The organism is Paenibacillus solisilvae (genome assembly GCF_042656405.1).
Classification (GTDB): Bacteria; Bacillota; Bacilli; order Paenibacillales; family Paenibacillaceae; genus Paenibacillus_Z; species Paenibacillus_Z solisilvae.
Map to the genome: position 1 here is coordinate 17693 of NZ_JBHSOW010000091.1, position 17862 is coordinate 35554.

13 protein-coding genes and 1 other annotated feature are annotated in these 17862 nt (G+C 49.1%); all 13 genes read left to right on the forward strand.

The features are described 5' to 3' along the window. Nucleotides 1–99 precede the first annotated feature (99 nt). The 13 genes from speD to murC all read left to right on the forward strand — a co-directional run bounded on the left by speD (nt 100) and on the right by murC (nt 17037). Nucleotides 100–498 carry an adenosylmethionine decarboxylase gene (speD, locus tag ACFPYJ_RS23730; RefSeq protein ID WP_379190705.1) on the forward strand — a complete coding sequence of 133 codons (399 nt, stop codon included), beginning with the start codon at nt 100–102 and terminating at the stop codon, nt 496–498. A 165-nt stretch (nt 499–663) separates the two neighbouring features. Continuing rightward, entirely contained in the window at nt 664–2046 is a 1383-nt protein-coding gene (gene hemA, locus ACFPYJ_RS23735; RefSeq protein WP_379190706.1) for a glutamyl-tRNA reductase, read from the forward strand. Nucleotides 2047–2170: 124 nt separating this feature from the next. Continuing rightward, nucleotides 2171–2989: a cytochrome c biogenesis protein CcsA gene (gene ccsA / locus ACFPYJ_RS23740; protein WP_379190707.1), complete on the forward strand. Its 819-nt coding sequence runs from the start codon at nt 2171–2173 to the stop codon at nt 2987–2989. Between the two features lie 17 nt (nt 2990–3006). Then, the gene (locus ACFPYJ_RS23745) at nt 3007–3669 is read left to right on the forward strand and encodes a precorrin-2 dehydrogenase/sirohydrochlorin ferrochelatase family protein (RefSeq protein WP_379190708.1); all 663 of its coding nucleotides are present in this window, start codon (nt 3007–3009) and stop codon (nt 3667–3669) included. Then, complete coding sequence (hemC, locus tag ACFPYJ_RS23750) at nt 3659–4624, forward strand: hydroxymethylbilane synthase (protein WP_379190709.1); 966 nt, start codon at nt 3659–3661, stop codon at nt 4622–4624. The genes ACFPYJ_RS23745 and hemC overlap by 11 nt, the downstream gene beginning before the upstream one ends. Nucleotides 4625–4629: 5 nt before the next feature. Further along, nucleotides 4630–6192 carry a uroporphyrinogen-III C-methyltransferase gene (gene cobA, locus ACFPYJ_RS23755; RefSeq protein ID WP_379190710.1) on the forward strand — a complete coding sequence of 521 codons (1563 nt, stop codon included), beginning with the start codon at nt 4630–4632 and terminating at the stop codon, nt 6190–6192. A 36-nt stretch (nt 6193–6228) separates the two neighbouring features. Next, nucleotides 6229–7224 (forward strand): porphobilinogen synthase, encoded by a 996-nt coding sequence (hemB, locus tag ACFPYJ_RS23760; RefSeq protein WP_379190711.1) that lies wholly within the window; start codon nt 6229–6231, stop codon nt 7222–7224. Nucleotides 7225–7278: 54 nt separating this feature from the next. Continuing rightward, complete coding sequence (gene hemL, locus ACFPYJ_RS23765; RefSeq protein WP_379190712.1) at nt 7279–8580, forward strand: glutamate-1-semialdehyde 2,1-aminomutase; 1302 nt, start codon at nt 7279–7281, stop codon at nt 8578–8580. Nucleotides 8581–8593: 13 nt separating this feature from the next. Then, complete coding sequence (locus tag ACFPYJ_RS23770; RefSeq protein ID WP_379190713.1) at nt 8594–9568, forward strand: RluA family pseudouridine synthase; 975 nt, start codon at nt 8594–8596, stop codon at nt 9566–9568. Nucleotides 9569–9661: 93 nt separating this feature from the next. Further along, nucleotides 9662–11080: a LysM peptidoglycan-binding domain-containing protein gene (locus ACFPYJ_RS23775; RefSeq protein WP_379190714.1), complete on the forward strand. Its 1419-nt coding sequence runs from the start codon at nt 9662–9664 to the stop codon at nt 11078–11080. A 148-nt stretch (nt 11081–11228) separates the two neighbouring features. Continuing rightward, nucleotides 11229–11456, forward strand: a binding site (T-box leader). A 106-nt stretch (nt 11457–11562) separates the two neighbouring features. Further along, complete coding sequence (locus tag ACFPYJ_RS23780) at nt 11563–14223, forward strand: valine--tRNA ligase (protein ID WP_379190715.1); 2661 nt, start codon at nt 11563–11565, stop codon at nt 14221–14223. 32 nt (nt 14224–14255) lie between these two features. Further along, nucleotides 14256–15632 carry a bifunctional folylpolyglutamate synthase/dihydrofolate synthase gene (locus tag ACFPYJ_RS23785; protein WP_379190716.1) on the forward strand — a complete coding sequence of 459 codons (1377 nt, stop codon included), beginning with the start codon at nt 14256–14258 and terminating at the stop codon, nt 15630–15632. Between the two features lie 7 nt (nt 15633–15639). Further along, nucleotides 15640–17037 carry a UDP-N-acetylmuramate--L-alanine ligase gene (murC, locus tag ACFPYJ_RS23790; protein WP_379190718.1) on the forward strand — a complete coding sequence of 466 codons (1398 nt, stop codon included), beginning with the start codon at nt 15640–15642 and terminating at the stop codon, nt 17035–17037. Nucleotides 17038–17862 lie beyond the last annotated feature (825 nt).

Consider the following 17862-nt stretch of genomic DNA (forward strand, 5'->3'; position numbering starts at 1 on the left):
TTATGTTGCGAGAGGTTATTCCCTCGGGCAGTGAATGACGTAGGTCCTAGCGGATGAAATTTTTCAAACATTTTATTCCTAGGAAGGGGGAACCGAAAGATGGAATACTCAACTTTCGGAAGACACGTGGCTGTTGATACTTGGGGTGTGGATTTTGACCTGCTCAACAACGCGGAATTTTTACAAGCCCAAATGGTGGAGGCTGCCGAAGCATGCGGCGCTACCGTACTCTCAGTGCAAGCCAAACAGTTCGAGCCGCAAGGCGCTACTGTGCTCGTACTTCTGTCTGAAAGTCATCTCTCCATTCACACATATCCTGAAAGAGGCTTTGCTGCTCTGGATTGTTATACGTGTGGAGAAACAGTGGATCCGCAGCTCGCGATCGACTACATGTTGTCCGTGTTGAAACCAACAACGACTCATGCAAAGAAACTTGTTCGTGGTATGGGTGAACTTCAAGTCGTTGAACCGGAAATGAAGCAAGTGGAATTTGTGTAAGTTTTTAATAAGAATGTAACCAGTGATCATGGAGAAATCCATGGTCACTTTTTATTGCTCTGAGAACTCATTTATTTCAAATAATTTTCATAATTGCAGGGGTACGAGATGTCGAACTGTGCTATACTAAATGATGATAAAATGAACAAGGGCAGGTGAACGCGCATGCACATTATCGTTGTAGGGCTTAATTATCGGACAGCTCCGGTTGAAGTCAGAGAACGTTTTGCTTTCTCTGAGAAGGATCTTCCTATCGCTCTTAAACAATTGCAGCAAACGAAAAGCATCATGGAATGTGTCATAGTGGCGACCTGTAACCGTACAGAGCTATATGCAGTAGTCGATCGGCCGCATTTGTGCGGGCACTACATTCGCAGCTTTATGGAGCAATGGTTCAAATTGCCGAGACAACAGTTTACAACTGATTTATATATGCACGAAGATGAGAAGGCAATCGAGCATTTGTTCCGTGTTACTTGCGGCTTAGACTCTATGGTTATTGGCGAAACGCAAATTCTCGGCCAGGTTCGAAATGCCTTCCTGCTCGCTCAAGAGCAAAAGACAACAGGAACCATGTTTAACACCATTTTCAAACAAGCCGTTACATTGGCGAAGAAAGCACATTCCGAGACTTCAATCGGAGAAGCGGCTGTTTCAGTAAGCTATGCAGCGGTAGAGCTAGGTAAACGGATTTTTGGACAGTTTAACGGGAAAACAGTCATGATCATCGGTGCCGGCAAGATGAGCGAGCTGACGGCTAAGCACTTGTATGCCAATGGCGTTAAACGCGTATTCGTTGTTAACCGTACTTATGATCGAGCCGTTCAATTGGCTGATAAGTTTAATGGTACGCCGTTATCGATGGCAGACGCCATTAAGAAGCTGCCGGAAACGGATATCGTTATTAGTTCTACAGGATCAAATGGATATGTTCTTACTCGGAATCAGATGGCTGTAGCGATGCAAAAACGTAAATCACGCCCATTATTTATGATTGATATTGCGGTGCCGCGTGATTTGGATCCGGCGATTGCATCGGTTGAGAATGTCTTCTTGTATGATATTGATGATCTGGAAGGCATTGTGGAGAGCAATCTCGACCAGCGCCGTACTGAAGCTGCGAAGATCGAAGTATTCATCAATGAGGAGATCGCTTCTTTCCGCCAATGGTATAAAACGCTTGGTGTTGCTCCGATCATTCGTGCCCTGCAGGACAAAGCGGCGAATATTCACAAGGAAACGATGGACAGCTTGACGAATAAGCTGCCTGATCTTGGTGAACGTGAGCTCAAGATTATACGCAAATTGACCAAAAGTATCGTTAACCAGATGCTGCATGACCCAATCGACCGTGTTAAAGAGCTTGCGGGCGAGAAGCATGCGGATGATGCAATGGATTTGTTCGTGAAGATCTTCGCTTTAGAGGAAGCCATGGAGAAATCACAGCAGGACGAACGAAAACCGGGCGTTTTAAATGAATCTCCGGTGACAGATCATGCCTTGAGTTTTGGTAAAGCGTTGAATGCACAGACGGCAGCTGGGGTGTAATGGATGGCAGCTGTAACGAAATAATTCGTTCCTGAGGTTGAAGGGAAGCGGATTTAGACGGACAGAGGAACTGGCGGCTGATAGCCGCCGTTTCACTATCTTAACCGTAATTGTGGAGGCGCCTATGGTTACGCATAATTGGTTTTATGATGGGATGCTTTACATTTACGCCCTGAGCCTTCTGTTTTACTTCTCTGATTTCGTGGATCGAAATCGGCAAGCGAAACGGATGGGCACAGGGCTGCTTATTTTCGTATGGGTTCTGCAGACTGGATTTATCGTTCATCGCATTATTTCCCATTTGGATATGACCCTGATGACTTTATTTGAATATTTACTCGTATTTTCGTGGCTGCTCAGCACGGTTTCTCTTGTGATCAGCCGGTTCTTTCGGATCGAATTCATTGTATTCTTTGTTAATGTAATCGGATTTGCGGTTCTTACCGTCAACCTGTTTGTATTCGGATCGGGAGCATCGCTGGAGATCTGGCAGCTGGCCCGGGAGCTTCTGGTCTTACATGTCATCCTTATGATTTGCGCGTATGTCGCATTTACGATTAGCGTCATATTCTCTGGCATGTACATGTTCCTGCACGGCAGGCTCAAAGGTAAGCAGTGGTCGAAGTCTATGCAGCGCCTGCCTAGTCTGGATGTCATTAACCGCTTCATGCTGGGGACGACGCTGGTTGGGACACCTTTGTTAATGCTGTCTCTAGCCGTTGCCGTTACGTCGATATTAACAGAGGGGCGATACGGTCTCTTGTTGGATCTGAAGGTTATCATCTCGGTTATTGCGTTGGGGCTATATATCGGAATTATTTTGAAATATCGTTGGTTTAATGGGACAGGCTGGAAGTTTGCGAAGTGGAATCTGCTGTGCTTCACCCTTATGCTTGTTAATTTGCTCATCAATAAAGTCTCATCCTTTCATGGATGGTCATGAAGGCAGGCGGATTATCTATGCCTAGTTATTATCCCTTGTACGTCAATTTGCGCGGCAGACGCTGTATTGTTATAGGGGGCGGATCCGTTTCCGAGCGCAAGGTGCGCGGATTGCTGGATTCAGGAGCAGACATGGTTACCGTGATTGCACCTGCAGCATCTCCAGGGCTGGCAGAGTTAGCCGCGAAGGGGTCTATACAGCTTCTGTCCAGGGAATACCAAGAAGAGGATTTAACGGGTGCTTTCCTTGTATTCGCAGCCACGGATAGACGGGAGATTAACGAAGCTGTCTCCAGAGCTGGGACTCGGCTGGGACTGCTTGTTAATGTAGCTGACAATGCTGATGAGGGCGGATTTATTACACCTTCCGTCATAAGGAGAGGAGAGCTGCTTCTAAGTATTACAACAGGAGGAGCGAGCCCGTCTCTAACGGCGCTTATCAGACAGGAACTGGCTGAGCATTACGGGCATGATTATGGGCAGCGGGTAGAACTGCTTCGGCTGCTTCGTCAGAAAGTGCTCTCTAATGAATTTCATCACAAAAATAAACAGGAGCTGCTGCGAAAGGCCGCTCAAGAGATAAGTGCTTTGAAGCTGGATAATGAGAACGTTCGCGATCATGAATTTATTGATCAATGGATGATACGGCTTACGACAGGAGGCAGCAATAATGGTGTATAACGTAGAAGGACGGCGTGTTATTGTCGTAGGAACGAGACAAAGCGCACTTGCTTTAACTCAGACTGGGCAAGTGATTGATCAACTAAAGGCTTTGTGTGTTTTACATAAACTTCAGTATGATTTTGAAATTCGTAAAATTGTGACGAAAGGTGACCGTATTCTTGATGTCACCTTATCAAAGGTTGGCGGAAAAGGGCTGTTCGTGAAGGAAATCGAGCAGGCGCTGTTTGATGGAGAGATTGACCTTGCTGTTCACAGTATGAAGGATATGCCTTTTGAATTACCGGAAGGACTTATTAATGGTGCGGTTCCTAAGCGCGTAGATCCGCGGGATTGCCTAATCACCAAAAACGGTCTTACTCTAGATCAGCTTCCGCAAGGAGCGAAGGTTGGAACGAGCAGTTTGCGCAGGTCCAGCCAACTCAAGAACGCAAGACCGGATCTTCAGATTGAGTCGATACGGGGAAATATTGACTCGCGAATCGGGAAGCTGGAGACGGAAGGCTTTGATGCTATCGTGCTTGCTGCTGCCGGATTACACCGGATGGGCTGGGAATCCAAAATTTCATCTTACGTGCCTGTTGAGGTATCTGTACCAGCTGTGGGGCAAGGTGCGCTTGGAATTGAATGCCGTGCGGATGATCAAGAAATTCGCGATTTATTGGCGTTGTTCACCGATTCCATGACATTGCTGGCTGTTCGTGCAGAACGGACTTTCCTTGGCGAATTGAATGGGGGATGTCAAATTCCGATCGGTGCCTATGCGACGATTGTAGAGCAGCAAGAGGGAGATTCACCTCTGCTCGAACTGACTGGAATTGTCGGCTCACCTGATGGTTCGGTGCTGTTAAAGGAAACTGTACGCGGACGGGATCCTGAAAGGCTTGGCAAACAAGCGGCTGATGCTTTAAGAGCCCGCGGTGCGGATCGTATACTGGCTGAAGTTAGGGGATGAACGATTTGCTGAAGCAAAAGAGCAAAGGCAAAGTGTATCTGGTTGGCGCTGGACCTGGCGATCCGAAACTTATTACAGTACGTGGGATGGAATGTATTCAGGCCTGTGACGTTATTGTCTATGATCGTCTGGCAAGTCCTAGACTGTTGAAATATTTAAAGCCGGGTACAGAGAAGATCTATGTAGGCAAACTTCCTGACCGTCATACGATGAAGCAGGAAGATATCAACCAGCTGCTGGTTGATTTATCCCTCGAAGGGAAGGTCGTCACGCGGCTTAAGGGCGGCGATCCTACCATATTCGGCCGAGTCGGTGAAGAAGCAGAGCTGCTGTATAAGAATGGCATTGAATTTGATATCGTACCTGGCATTACTTCTGCAATTGCAGTTCCTGCATATGCGGGAATTCCAGTCACACATCGGGATCTGGCTTCTTCCTTATCGATCATTACCGGGCATGAAAGTCCTGACAAGCTGGATCAATCCATCCATTGGGAGAAAGTAACCAATGCGACGGGGACGCTTGTATTTCTTATGGGTGTGGCCAAGATCGGCTATATTACTGAGCAGCTTATGAAACATGGCAAACCGCCGGAAACGCCAGTTGCACTTATTCGCTGGGGGACCAGGGTGGAGCAGCGCACGATTACAGGGACGCTGGAAACAATTGAAGCAATCGTGAAAGCTGCGGATTTTCAGCCGCCTGCAGTTATTGTGGTCGGTGAAGTAGTCCGTCAGCGCGAGAAGCTCATGTGGTACGAGCATAAGCCGTTGTTCGGTACTCGTGTCTTAGTCACGCGCGCAAGAGCACAAAGCAGTGATCTTGCAGACCGTATCGAGGAACTTGGAGGAGAGCCTTGTGAATTTCCGGTGATTGAAACACGGGAATCCACTGATCCAGCTGCGATTTCGCATCTTGAAGCTGCACTTCAAGATGCGGGCCAATATGAATGGCTTATGTTTACAAGCGTCAATGGGGTGGAGTACTTCTTCACATGGCTTAAGAAATACCGGATTGATATCCGTCAATTTCACCGGGCCCGTATTGCGGCTGTCGGTCCTCGAACGGCTGAAGCTCTCGAGAAGCACGGTTTGTTCGTTGATACAGTACCCGTGAAATTCCAAGCTGACGAACTGCTGGGGAGTTTATCGGCCAGTTTGATACCCGGTCAGCGAGTCCTGCTGCCGCGCGGGGATCTCGCCAGGGAAGTGCTGCCTCGTGAACTGAATGAAAAAGGACTTATACCTGTAGAAATAGATGTATATGAGACTGTTATTGCGGCTGATCAGGATGAACAGACGTTTGAACTACTTAAGAAGCGCAAAATTGATGTCATCACCTTCGCCAGCTCCTCGACGGTTACTAACTTACTCGAAGTTCTTCGCCGGATGGGGATTGAACAGCCTTTGGAGCTGCTGGAGGGCGTTGATATTGCATGTATAGGACCGGTAACGGCAAAGACCGCGAAGGAATGCGGACTTGAGGTGACCATTCAACCAAAGGAAGCAACTATTGACTCCCTTATTGATTCCATTTCAGAAACGCGCCTTGCAAAACGCTCCCTATAATGACAGATTAATGACTCAACTCAGGAGGTTCATACTATGACTTTTCCTATTACCAGACATCGCCGCCTGCGGCGTACAGCTTCCATACGCAATATGGTACGTGAGACTCAGCTGACCGTTAATGATTTCATCTATCCGATTTTTGTAACAGTCGGAACCGGTGTTAAAGAGGAAATTCCATCTATGCCCGGTGTCTATCACTTATCCCTTGATTTGCTTCAAGCGGAAATCGAGAAGGTTGTTGCTTCCGGCGTACAATCCATTCTATTGTTTGGCGTTCCGCATGATAAGGATGCGGTCGGCACCTCAGCCTATGATCATAACGGCATTGTTCAGGAAGCGACACGTGCAGTGAAAACTTGGGCGCCGCAGCTTGTTGTTGTCGCGGATACTTGTCTGTGCCAATTTACAGACCATGGCCATTGCGGTGTGATTCACCATGATGAACGTACCGGAACAGCTGAGGTCGACAATGATGCTTCCCTTGAATTGCTCGTGAAGACGGCTGTTTCGCAAGCGGAAGCCGGGGCGGATATTATTGCACCATCGAACATGATGGACGGATTTGTCAGCGCAATTCGCGAAGGATTGGACGAAGCAGGCTATGAAATGGTGCCGATTATGTCTTATTCTGTCAAATATGCATCCGCCTTTTACGGTCCATTCCGGGAAGCTGCGCATTCGACTCCGCAATTCGGAGACCGTAAGACTTATCAAATGGACCCTGCAAATGTGCGTGAAGCGCTTCGTGAAGCAGAAGCTGACGTCGTAGAAGGTGCGGATATGCTGATGGTTAAGCCTGCACTTGCTTACTTGGACGTTCTTCGAATGGTAAAAGAGCATTTTGACCTCCCGGTAGTGGCTTACAACGTCAGTGCGGAGTATTCCATGGTAAAAGCCGCAGCTGCAAACGGATGGATTGATGAGCGGGCGGTTGTTCTGGAAACACTAACGGGAATGAAACGTGCGGGCGCAGATATCATTATTACTTATCATGCTCTGGATGCGGCACGTTGGTTAAAAGGCGAGTAGAACAGAATCAGCCTGAAGCGATTGCAAGTTCAAACCAGATAAGGGTGTGTCTATATGAGCGAAAATACTCACAAAAGATCGGATGATCGTTCCAAAGCTGCATTTGCCAAAGCGAAGCTGATTATCCCTGGCGGGGTTAACTCTCCAGTAAGGGCATTTCGCTCTGTCGGACTGACTCCGGTATATATGGAACGCGGAGAAGGATACCGTGTCTTCGATATCGATGGCAACAGCTATATTGATTATGTCGGCTCATGGGGACCGCTGATTATGGGTCATGCTCATCCGGAAGTCATTGAGGCCATTAAGCGTACAGCGGAAAAAGGGACAAGCTTCGGAGCACCTACTGAGCTGGAAACTATGATGGCGGAGCTTGTATGCGAACGTGTGCCATCCGTCGAAGTAGTTCGAATGGTAAACTCGGGCACGGAGGCGACGATGAGTGCGCTGAGACTTGCGCGGGGATACACGAAGCGCAGTAAAATTCTCAAATTTGAAGGCTCCTACCACGGACACGCTGATAGCTTGCTGATTAAAGCGGGATCGGGTGTGGCAACTTTAGGCTTACCGGACAGCCCCGGAGTGCCTGAAAGTGTAGCCTCGCATACGATAACAGTACCTTACAATGATCTGGAATCGGTAAAATTCGCTTTTGAGAATTTTGGCGAAGAAATCGCTTGTATCATCGTTGAGCCTGTTGCAGGCAACATGGGAGTCGTGCCTCCGCTTCCGGGTTTCTTACAGGGACTGCGGGACATAACGGAGAAATACGGCAGCCTGCTTATTTTTGATGAGGTGATGACCGGTTTCCGGGTTCATTATCATTGTGCACAGGGGCTTTATGGCATAACACCGGATCTCACCTGCCTTGGAAAAGTGATCGGGGGAGGTTTACCGGTTGGCGCTTATGGGGGTAAACGTGAAATCATGGAGATGATTGCTCCGAGCGGTCCAATTTATCAAGCCGGAACACTGTCCGGCAATCCGCTGGCTATGGCTGCCGGATATACAACGCTTAGCCTATTGACTCCTGATACGTATGAGCATTTGGAACGGATGTCTTTAAGGCTGCAGCTTGGGTTTGAATCCAACGCATCGAAGCATGGCGTACCGGTTACGATTAATCGTGTGGGATCGATGGTTTGTCCGTTCTTTACCGAGACACATGTCATTAACTATGAAACAGCCAAGCTTTCGGATTTGGAGCGATTCAAGGTTTATTTTGCATCCATGCTCGATCTTGGGGTTAGTGTGGCACCTTCGCAGTTTGAAGGTATGTTTGTATCCGGGGTTCACGACGAGTCTGCAATTGATGCTACGATTGCAGCACATGATGAAGCGCTCCGGCGATTGTAGGAGGCATGATAACATGCAGGAGCCTCTAATCACCTATCAAAGAAATAATGAATGGCTGGAGCTCTCAGCCACCGCATTAAGAGACTTCTCCTCTGCAAAAGGCATGGAGATCCAACCACTACAAGCCAACAGTCATCCGCATCTTGTGCGGCAGTGGCTGCTGGCTCTTGCTTTTTTTCCGGACAAATGGCTGAATCGTTTGTTTTCAGTAGGCGGAATCCAGATGGATGAAGATACGGTTAAGCTTCGTACATTCATACCCGTTGATCCGAATAAGGATCCGGTCTACAGACTAGCCAAGCAGCCTGAGATACAAAGCCATGCAGCAGCACCTGTTCTCTATGAAGATGATTGGTGTCTGGTTTTGGATAAACCGTCAGGAATGCCCGTACATACGTCAGCGCCAGGACAGCGTGGAACGCTGGATGAAGCGGCAGCAAGGCGTTGCCTTCTAAGCGGTGACCTCTTGCCCGTTAAGCATATCCATCGACTGGATGACGAGACAGCAGGACCTGTGCTGTATGCCAAGAATGAACTGGCACAGCTGAAGCTTGATGAAGCGATGCGAAACAAAGAAATCGACCGCGTTTATGCCGCACTTGCGCACGGAAAGTTAAAGAAAGACCACGGAACCATTCAAGAGCCGATTGGTAAAGACAGGCACCACAACGCCAGAAGAAGAGTCACGCCTGGCGGAGATTTTGCAGTTACTCACTACAAGATCATCGAAGCATACAAGGACGCTTCGCTTCTGCAGGTGCGCCTCGAAACCGGACGGACCCATCAGATTCGCGTGCATATGAGCTATATCGGGCACCCTCTTGTTGGAGATCTGCTTTATGGCGGGAGCGATCCCATTCTGAAGCATCAGGCGTTAAGGGGTGAACAGCTTATATTTAAGCATCCTCTTAACAGGAATATGATCACGGTCCACTCGCCGGAGCCGCCGTGGTTCAAACAAGTTCGGGAACGATACCGCTCTCTTTGAAAATCGTAGTCATGCCTGCCGGACCCTCACCATATAGATAAATAGGGAAGAAAGCTCTAACAAGCTATGAGAGGGGAAAGGAGGGCGACAAACGTGCCCAATCAAACAAACGGTTTACGATTTGACGTTTACGAACGAGTTCATTTGCCGGAAGATGTAGCGGCAATCGACGAGCTGGAAGAAATAGAGCTCGTACCCCGTATCCAAATCGTGCAGCAGGGAGAACAGGTTTTACTGAAAGGCCATCTGCTTTTGACCGGCGTTTATCGAGCTGAGAACGAGCTTGATGCCAATCAAGCATTGGAGCATTGGATACCGGTGGAAATCACGCTTCCGATGAATCGGATTCATCGGCTAGACGATATTTCTGTTGAAATTGACAACTTCGATGTCGATTTACTGTCAGCGCGGACACTTAATATTACAGGTGTTTTATCTTTGCTTGGTATCGAGCTGGATCAGCCTCGTGATCAAGAAGTATGGCCTCGTGAAGAGCCGTTCACAGTCGTTCACAAGCGGGAAGAGGAACAGAATCAATGGGGGGCCGGGGCGGACTCCTATTCGATCCCAAATGTATCGGATCAGCCTGAGACGGCTGCTAATAGCTCTTATGCACCTGAGAGCTGGTTAGCAGCCGCGCAGCCATCGTTTGGGGAGTCATTGATTCGCGAAGCAGCACAGCGTGAGGCGGCGGAGCGTGAACGGGAAGCTGCGGAACAGGAAGAGCGGATCCGCGAAGCTCAGCAATGGGAATTGGAAGCGCAAATTGCAGAAGCGCAAAGGGTAGCGGAAGAGCAAGAAGCCCAGCAGAGTGATGCAATTGCCCGTGCGGCCTTTGCTCGAGAAGAGCAGCTGATTGCCGAAGCGAGGCAGGAGGCATTGAATCGAGAGAAGGATCTGATCGAAGAGGAACGTTTGATCCGCGAGCAGGAATTAGCGGCTGAAGCGGCCTATTCGAACAGAAACGCCGAGCAGCTTCTTCACCAGCAGGATCTGGAAGCGCAGGCAGAAATCACTCGGAATGCAGATGAAGCTGAAGCTGCGGATGAAACGCCGCCTCAAGCGTTACAATCCGCAGGTTCCGGGCAATCGTTCGGAGGCGAGCCTCTATCCATAGATTCGGAAGCTGAACGTAAGGAATTGAAGGTAGCGCTTGGCAGTAAGCGTGTCGAAGAAGAGAAAGAACCTTCCCCTGGCGGAATCGGATTCCGTTCACTTCTGCAATCCAGCCGAAGAGAACAAGAGGCAAGAGCAGCCGCAGAGCAAATAGCAGAACGTGCTGCTGCAGAAGCAAGGAAATCAACCGATGATGATATCGAGTGGAAGAATCTCTTCTACGGCCGCTCAGGTGAGGATCATTCTTTCCGCAAAGTCAGGTTATGCATCGTTCAGCGCGAGGAGACACTTGAGGCAATCGCTGGTCGCTATCAGCTGCAGCCGCGAGAAATCGTCCTCTATAACCGTCTTGCGGATCAGAATGTGAGTGAAGGTCAGGTTTTGTATATTCCATAGACGTTTCATTAGAGCCCTTTCAAGCATTCATACTAGCTTGAGAGGGTTTTTTTGTGATGGATAAGCCATAGAATAGGCGAAGCACCTGCTGGGATTGACGCGGGCAAATAAGAACGTGTATGATAGAAAATATAGGGTTATACTTTATGTAAAGACGTTGAAGGGGAAGAGTAACAGCAATGCCTTCAGAGAGCGGAGCCGGTACGCTGAGAGGTTCTGCAGGAGATTAGCTGCGACAGGTCACCCCAGAGTTGCTTGAATGAACGATCGTTAGGTAGTTCAAGCCGGCCACAGCCGTTATCTGTTTGAGTTGTCGCTTAGCTGGACTAAGCGGAACAAAGGTGGTACCGCGGAAGCAAAACCTTTCGTCCTTTGCTGTTTAAGGGCGGAAGGTTTATTTTATTTTCACCTGAAAATACACCTTGCTAGCCCAATATATAACCCGCAGCCTGGGTTTACGAATTAAATGGAGGTAGGAAGCCATGTCTGACAAACAAGTAACGACTGAAATGCCGACGACTTATGATCCGAAGGCGTCAGAAGCCAAGTGGTATGATTATTGGATGAAAGGGAATTATTTTGAAGCCGGCAAGCGTCCTGACGCGGAGACCTATACGATCGTAATTCCACCGCCAAACGTAACCGGTATGCTCCATATCGGGCATGCGCTTGATTTCACCCTGCAGGATATTCTGATTCGCGCGAAGCGGATGCAGGGCTTCGACACGCTCTGGCTTCCAGGCACGGACCATGCCGGAATTGCAACACAGACAAAGGTCGAGCAGAAGCTTCGTGAAGAAGGCTTAACCCGCTATGATCTTGGACGGGAGAAGTTTCTGGCCAAGGTATGGGATTGGAAGGAAAGCTATGCGGGAACCATTCGTGAGCAGTGGGCCAAAATGGGCTTCTCCCTTGATTACTCGCGGGAGCGCTTCACGCTTGATGAAGGTTTATCACAGGCCGTTCGTGAAGTGTTTGTCCGTCTCTACGAGAAGGGACTGATCTACCGCGGCAAGAAGATCATTAACTGGGATCCTGCTGCTCGGACGGCACTGTCGGATATAGAAGTAGAGCATAAAGAAGTAAACGGTCATTTATATCATCTGCAGTACCCGCTCAAGGATGGCAGCGGCTTTATGACGGTTGCGACAACTCGCCCTGAAACCATGCTCGGCGATACTGCTGTTGCGGTTCATCCTGAGGATGAGCGATATAAGCATCTGATCGGCAAAATGCTTGTTCTCCCGATTATAGGCCGTGAAATTCCGATTATCGGAGACGAGTATGTTGAAATGGAATTCGGTTCCGGAGCTGTCAAGATTACGCCAGCGCATGATCCGAACGACTTTGAGGTAGGCCTGCGTCATGATCTCCCGCAAATCGTTGTCATGGATGAAAGCGGTGTGATGAACAATGAAGCCGGTCCATACCAAGGTCTTGATCGTGCGGAATGCCGTAAAAAAATCGTAGCAGATCTTCAAGAGCAGGGGGTTTGCATCAAAATAGACGACCATCTGCATCAAGTTGGTCACAGTGAGCGCAGCGGAGCTGTTGTCGAGCCTTATTTGTCCACACAATGGTTTGTTTCCATGAAACCACTGGCAGAAGCTGCAATCGATGCTCAAAAGTCCGGTAAAGGCGTTAATTTTGTGCCGGAACGATTTGATAAAGTTTACCTGCAATGGATTGAGAATGTACGTGATTGGTGTATTTCCCGTCAACTGTGGTGGGGCCACCGAATTCCTGCCTGGTATTGCGATGATTGCGGTCATATGCATGTTGGCAGGGAAGATATAAAAGCGTGCGGTAAATGCGGCAGCGCAACGATCCGTCAGGATGAGGATGTTCTTGATACATGGTTCAGCTCAGCGCTGTGGCCTTTCTCAACGCTTGGCTGGCCGGAGCAAACCGAAGATCTCCAACGTTTCTATCCTACTAACGTACTTGTAACAGGTTATGATATTATCTATTTCTGGGTTGCGCGAATGATCTTCACCGGCTTAGAGTTCACCGGTCAAATGCCATTCAAAGACGTCCTTATGCATGGTCTGGTTCGGGATGAGAATGGACAAAAGATGTCCAAATCGCTCGGAAACGGTGTTGATCCGCTGGAGGTTATAGAGAAGTATGGTGCTGATGCCATGCGTTTCATGATTTCAACAAGCAGCACGCCTGGTCAGGATTTGCGTTTCCGCTGGGAGAAGGTTGAACAGGCTCGTAATTTTGCCAATAAAATATGGAACGCTTCCCGATTTGCCTTAATGAACCTTGAGGGCGTATCCGCACAAGATATTGACATCAACGTGAAGCTGGGTACAGCCGACCGCTGGATACTGCATCGCTTGAATGAAACTGCACGTGACGTCAAACGTCTTATTAACAGCTATGAATTCGGTGAAACGGGCCGTGTCCTGTACGACTTCATTTGGGATGACCTCTGCGATTGGTATATTGAATTCGCCAAGATTAATCTGTATGGCAGTGATGCGGATGCGAAGAAAGCTACACAATCGGTTCTAGCTTATGTATTGGACCGCACACAGCGGCTTATCCATCCATTCATGCCGTTTATCAGTGAAGAAATATGGCAACACTTGCCGCATGAAGGCGATACAATTACGCTTGCTCCGTGGCCGGAATACGACGAGAAACTTGAAGCTCCGGATGCTGTAAATGAGATGGAGCTTCTCAAGGAAATCATTCGTTCGGTTCGGAATATCCGCGCTGAAGTCAATGTGCCTATGAGCAAGAAGGTCGAGCTTATGATTAAGCCTGCCGGCGAATCCGAAGCTGTGATTTTGAGCCGTAATGAAGAATTTGTCAGCCGTTTCTGCGGTACGTCGAAGCTCGAGATTGGTTTGACAGTAGCTGTTCCGGAGAAATCGATGTCCGCTGTAGTCTCGGGAGCAGAATTGTACCTACCTCTAGCTGGTCTCTTAAATATCGATCAAGAGATCGCAAGACTCGAGAAGGAAATAACAAGCTTGAACGGGGAAGTAGAGCGGATCGAGAAGAAGCTGGCTAACCAAGGGTTCGTGGCGAAAGCGCCGGCGAAGGTTATTGATGAAGAACGCGCTAAGATGGCTGATTATGCAGATAAACGCGACAAAGTTCAAGCACGCATTGCTGAGCTGCGCGGATAACGGGCTGTATTCAGGAAGAAGGACGATATGCGATGACAGAGAATCTTCATATAGAAGGCACTTCACCACTTAAGAGCTATGAGGAAGCAAGGGATTGGATTACAGGGCTTGTACCTTTCGGTATTCGCCCCGGCATGGAGCGGATCCGGCGGCTGATGGAGTTGTTCGGCAATCCGGAGCGGCGTTTGAAATTTATTCACGTTGCCGGAACGAACGGCAAAGGCTCCGTCTGCGCCTATTTAACAAGTGTATTACTGCGCTGCGGTTACGATGTGGGGACTTTCACGTCCCCATATATCACTAAATTTACGAATCGTTTTCAATATAATGGGACTGACATCCCTGAGGAAACGCTGCTCCAGCTGTCCAATGAGCTGAAACCTCATGTTGAGGCGATTGCCCAAACAGAACTTGGTTCTCCTACGATGTTCGAAGTCTCCACGGCGCTGGCTATTCTCTATTTCGCGAAGGTATCTTATCCGGATTTTGTTGTATGGGAGACCGGTCTTGGCGGACGTATGGATGTGACGAATATCGTGTCGCCGATTATTTCTGTGATTACTAATGTCGGTCATGATCATATGGATATTTTGGGCGATACCATTGAGGCGGTTACTCGTGAAAAGGCGGGGATCATTAAGCCAGGAATGCCGGTAGTTAGTGCTGTAAGCCAGCCTGAAGCGATCGCTGTTATTGAAGCAGCAGCTAAGTCTGCAAACAGTTCGCTTTATTTGCTAGGTCAGAAATTTAGCGAAGCGCCGCTGGATGTTCGAGAAAACGAGCAGACCTTCCGCTTTCACGGATTATTTCGCGATATTGAGCCGCTAACCATTACTCTTAATGGGGCTCATCAAAGGACGAACGCTGCGGTAGCAGTGATGACGCTGGAAGTGCTCCGCCAGTATTATGCGTTAATCGTTGAAGATGATGATTTGAGACAGGGGCTTCGCGATGCAGCTTGGCCTGGGCGCTTGGAGATGCTTAAGACCTCGCCGCGCATTCTGATTGACGGGGCTCATAATCCCGAAGGTGCAGAAACGCTTGCCGCCGCTCTTCGCGATACGTATCAATATGAGCGGCTTCACCTCATGATGGGGATGCTTATGAATAAGAATCATCGCGACACATTGCGGCATATACTACCTCTAGTGGATACGCTTGTCGTAACCGAGCCTGAATTCCACAAGGCTATGCCTGCGCAGGCTTTGACCGAGCTGGTTCAGGAAATTCGTGAGCAGCATGGACAGTCCTTCGAGCTCATCGTAGAACCGAATTGGAAGCAGGCGCTAACACGGCTGCAATCATTGACCGGCGAAGCCGATTTGGCTGTCGTTACAGGAACACTTTATTTAATAGCGGATGTCCGTTCACAATTGCTTTACAATATGGATTCTGAAAAAGGTTGGTGAACCGTCTTTGAAAACGGCAGAACATGTACATTTCATCGGGATCGGCGGTTACGGCATGAGTGCGATTGCGCGGGTCATGCTGGAAATGGGATATAAAGTGACCGGTTCCGACGTTGCCAGGCAGGAGCTCACAGAGAAGCTTGCTGCGAAAGGGGCCCGTATTTATATCGGTCATGAGCCCGAACATGTGAAAGGAGCAGATCTGGTTGTCTATTCGACCGCATTGTCTCGTGATAATGTGGAACGAAAAGCGGCAGAGGAGCTCAACATACCCATTCTGCACCGTGCGCAGATGCTTGCGAAACTGATGAATAACGGCAAAGGCGTGGCAGTAGCGGGTGCGCATGGGAAAACGACGACTTCGTCGATGATTGCTCTCGTAATGGAAACATGCAAGCTTGACCCAACCTATATTATTGGCGGAGAGATTGTAAACGTCGGTACGAATGCAAAAGCAGGAAAAGGCGAATTTGTCGTTGCTGAAGCAGACGAGAGTGACGGTTCTTTTTTACAATACCATCCCGCTGTAGCGATTGTTACAAACATTGAGCCTGATCACCTTGAGAACTACGATGGTGATTTTAATAAATTGAAAGCAGCTTATGTCCAATTTCTCAATCAGGTCAAAGAGGACGGAAAAGCAATTGTTTGCTCGGATGATGAAAACATACGTGAAATGCTGCCTAAGCTTCAAGCTGGACCGCTTGGGGGCTCAGGAATCCTTACCTATGCCATCAATAGTGAGGCTATTTATAAGGCGGAGGACATTACACTTGGTGACCGTAAAGTATCCTTTAATGTGACAAAGCATGGTGAATTGCTGGGTCGTATTCAACTGTCGGTTCCGGGTCTGCATAATGTATCCAATGCGATGGCAACCGTAATCACATGCTTGGAAGCAGGCATTCCGTTTGCTTCGATTGCAGCAGCTATTGTCGATTTCCGCGGAGCGAAACGCAGATTCCAGGTGCTTGGCGAAGTGAACGACATCTTAGTCATCGATGATTACGCTCATCATCCGACCGAAATTCAAGCGACAATCAGTGCGGCCAAATCAACCGGCAAACGGATTATCGCTGTGTTCCAGCCCCAGCGCTACTCTAGAACCTTCTTCCTTCTGGAGCAGTTCAGCCGCGCTTTCGCTGAGGCGGATGAGGTTATTATAACCGACATTTACTCTCCGGCAGGCGAATTGCAAATCGAAGGCGTGCATTCCAAGAAGCTGGTCGATCTCATTTTGAAGAACAGCAATGCCAATACCTTCTATTTTCCAACGAAGGATGAGGCCCTTGCCGATCTTGAGGGACGAGTCGCGCCGGGCGATCTTGTCATTACCATGGGCGCCGGCGACATCTGGAAAGTGGCTGACAGTCTAGCTAAATCTTTGCGCGCCAAATTTGAATAGGGAAACCTGATCTTTTGAAAGGATTTTGGCTTACCAATGGACCACCGGTCCTCTGGACATCTGGCTGTTTAATGCAGGTGTCTCCAGAGGGCCTTTTTATTTGGATTGGTTCAGCCCCCTAAATCGAGTGATTCCCCCTAAATCCCCCAGAGGGGGACCCCAAGGGCCCCGGCCCTCTGGACACCCGGATTGAACTAACGTTGGAGCGACAGAGAAGCGCGTGCTAAGTACCAGAGTGCAAAGCTCGTTGATTCCCCCTAAATCCCCCAGAGGGGGACCCCAAGGGCCCCGGCCCTCTGGACACCCGGATTGAACTAACGTTGGAGCGACAGAGAAGCGCGTGCCAAGTACCAGAGTGCAAAGCTCGTTGATTCCCCCTAAATCCCCCAGAGGGGGACCCCAAGGGCCCCGGCCCTCTGGACACCCGGATCGAACTAACGTTGGAGCGACAGAGAAGCGCGTGCCAAGTACCAGAGTGCAAAGCTCGTTTTCGTCCCTGACGGGACACACTTAAATGCAGCGCTCCCGTGCTGCCAATGGACAAGTCCACTGAATGACGTATGTGCATCAGAGATGCGTATTAATTCCCTTCGATTAAGCTCGTTATCGTCCCTTACGGGGATTCCCCCTAAATCCCCCAGAGGGGGACCCCAAGGGCCCCGGCCCTCTGGACACCCGGATTGAACTAACGTTGGAGCGACAGAGAAGCGCGTGCCAAGTACCAGAGTGCAAAGCTCGTTTTCGTCCCTGACGGGGCTTCCCCCTAAATCCCCCAGAGGGGGACCCCAAGGGCCCCGGCCCTCTGGACACCCGGATTGAACTAAC

Coding starts and splice junctions, on each gene's coding strand:
- ACFPYJ_RS23770 (WP_379190713.1), top strand. CDS start 8,594: ATGCAGGAGCCTCTAATCACCTATCAAAGAAATAATGAATGGCTGGAG.
- hemB (WP_379190711.1), top strand. CDS start 6,229: ATGACTTTTCCTATTACCAGACATCGCCGCCTGCGGCGTACAGCTTCC.
- speD (WP_379190705.1), top strand. CDS start 100: ATGGAATACTCAACTTTCGGAAGACACGTGGCTGTTGATACTTGGGGT.
- hemC (WP_379190709.1), top strand. CDS start 3,659: ATGGTGTATAACGTAGAAGGACGGCGTGTTATTGTCGTAGGAACGAGA.
- ACFPYJ_RS23780 (WP_379190715.1), top strand. CDS start 11,563: ATGTCTGACAAACAAGTAACGACTGAAATGCCGACGACTTATGATCCG.
- hemA (WP_379190706.1), top strand. CDS start 664: ATGCACATTATCGTTGTAGGGCTTAATTATCGGACAGCTCCGGTTGAA.
- ACFPYJ_RS23785 (WP_379190716.1), top strand. CDS start 14,256: ATGACAGAGAATCTTCATATAGAAGGCACTTCACCACTTAAGAGCTAT.
- ccsA (WP_379190707.1), top strand. CDS start 2,171: ATGGTTACGCATAATTGGTTTTATGATGGGATGCTTTACATTTACGCC.
- hemL (WP_379190712.1), top strand. CDS start 7,279: ATGAGCGAAAATACTCACAAAAGATCGGATGATCGTTCCAAAGCTGCA.
- ACFPYJ_RS23745 (WP_379190708.1), top strand. CDS start 3,007: ATGCCTAGTTATTATCCCTTGTACGTCAATTTGCGCGGCAGACGCTGT.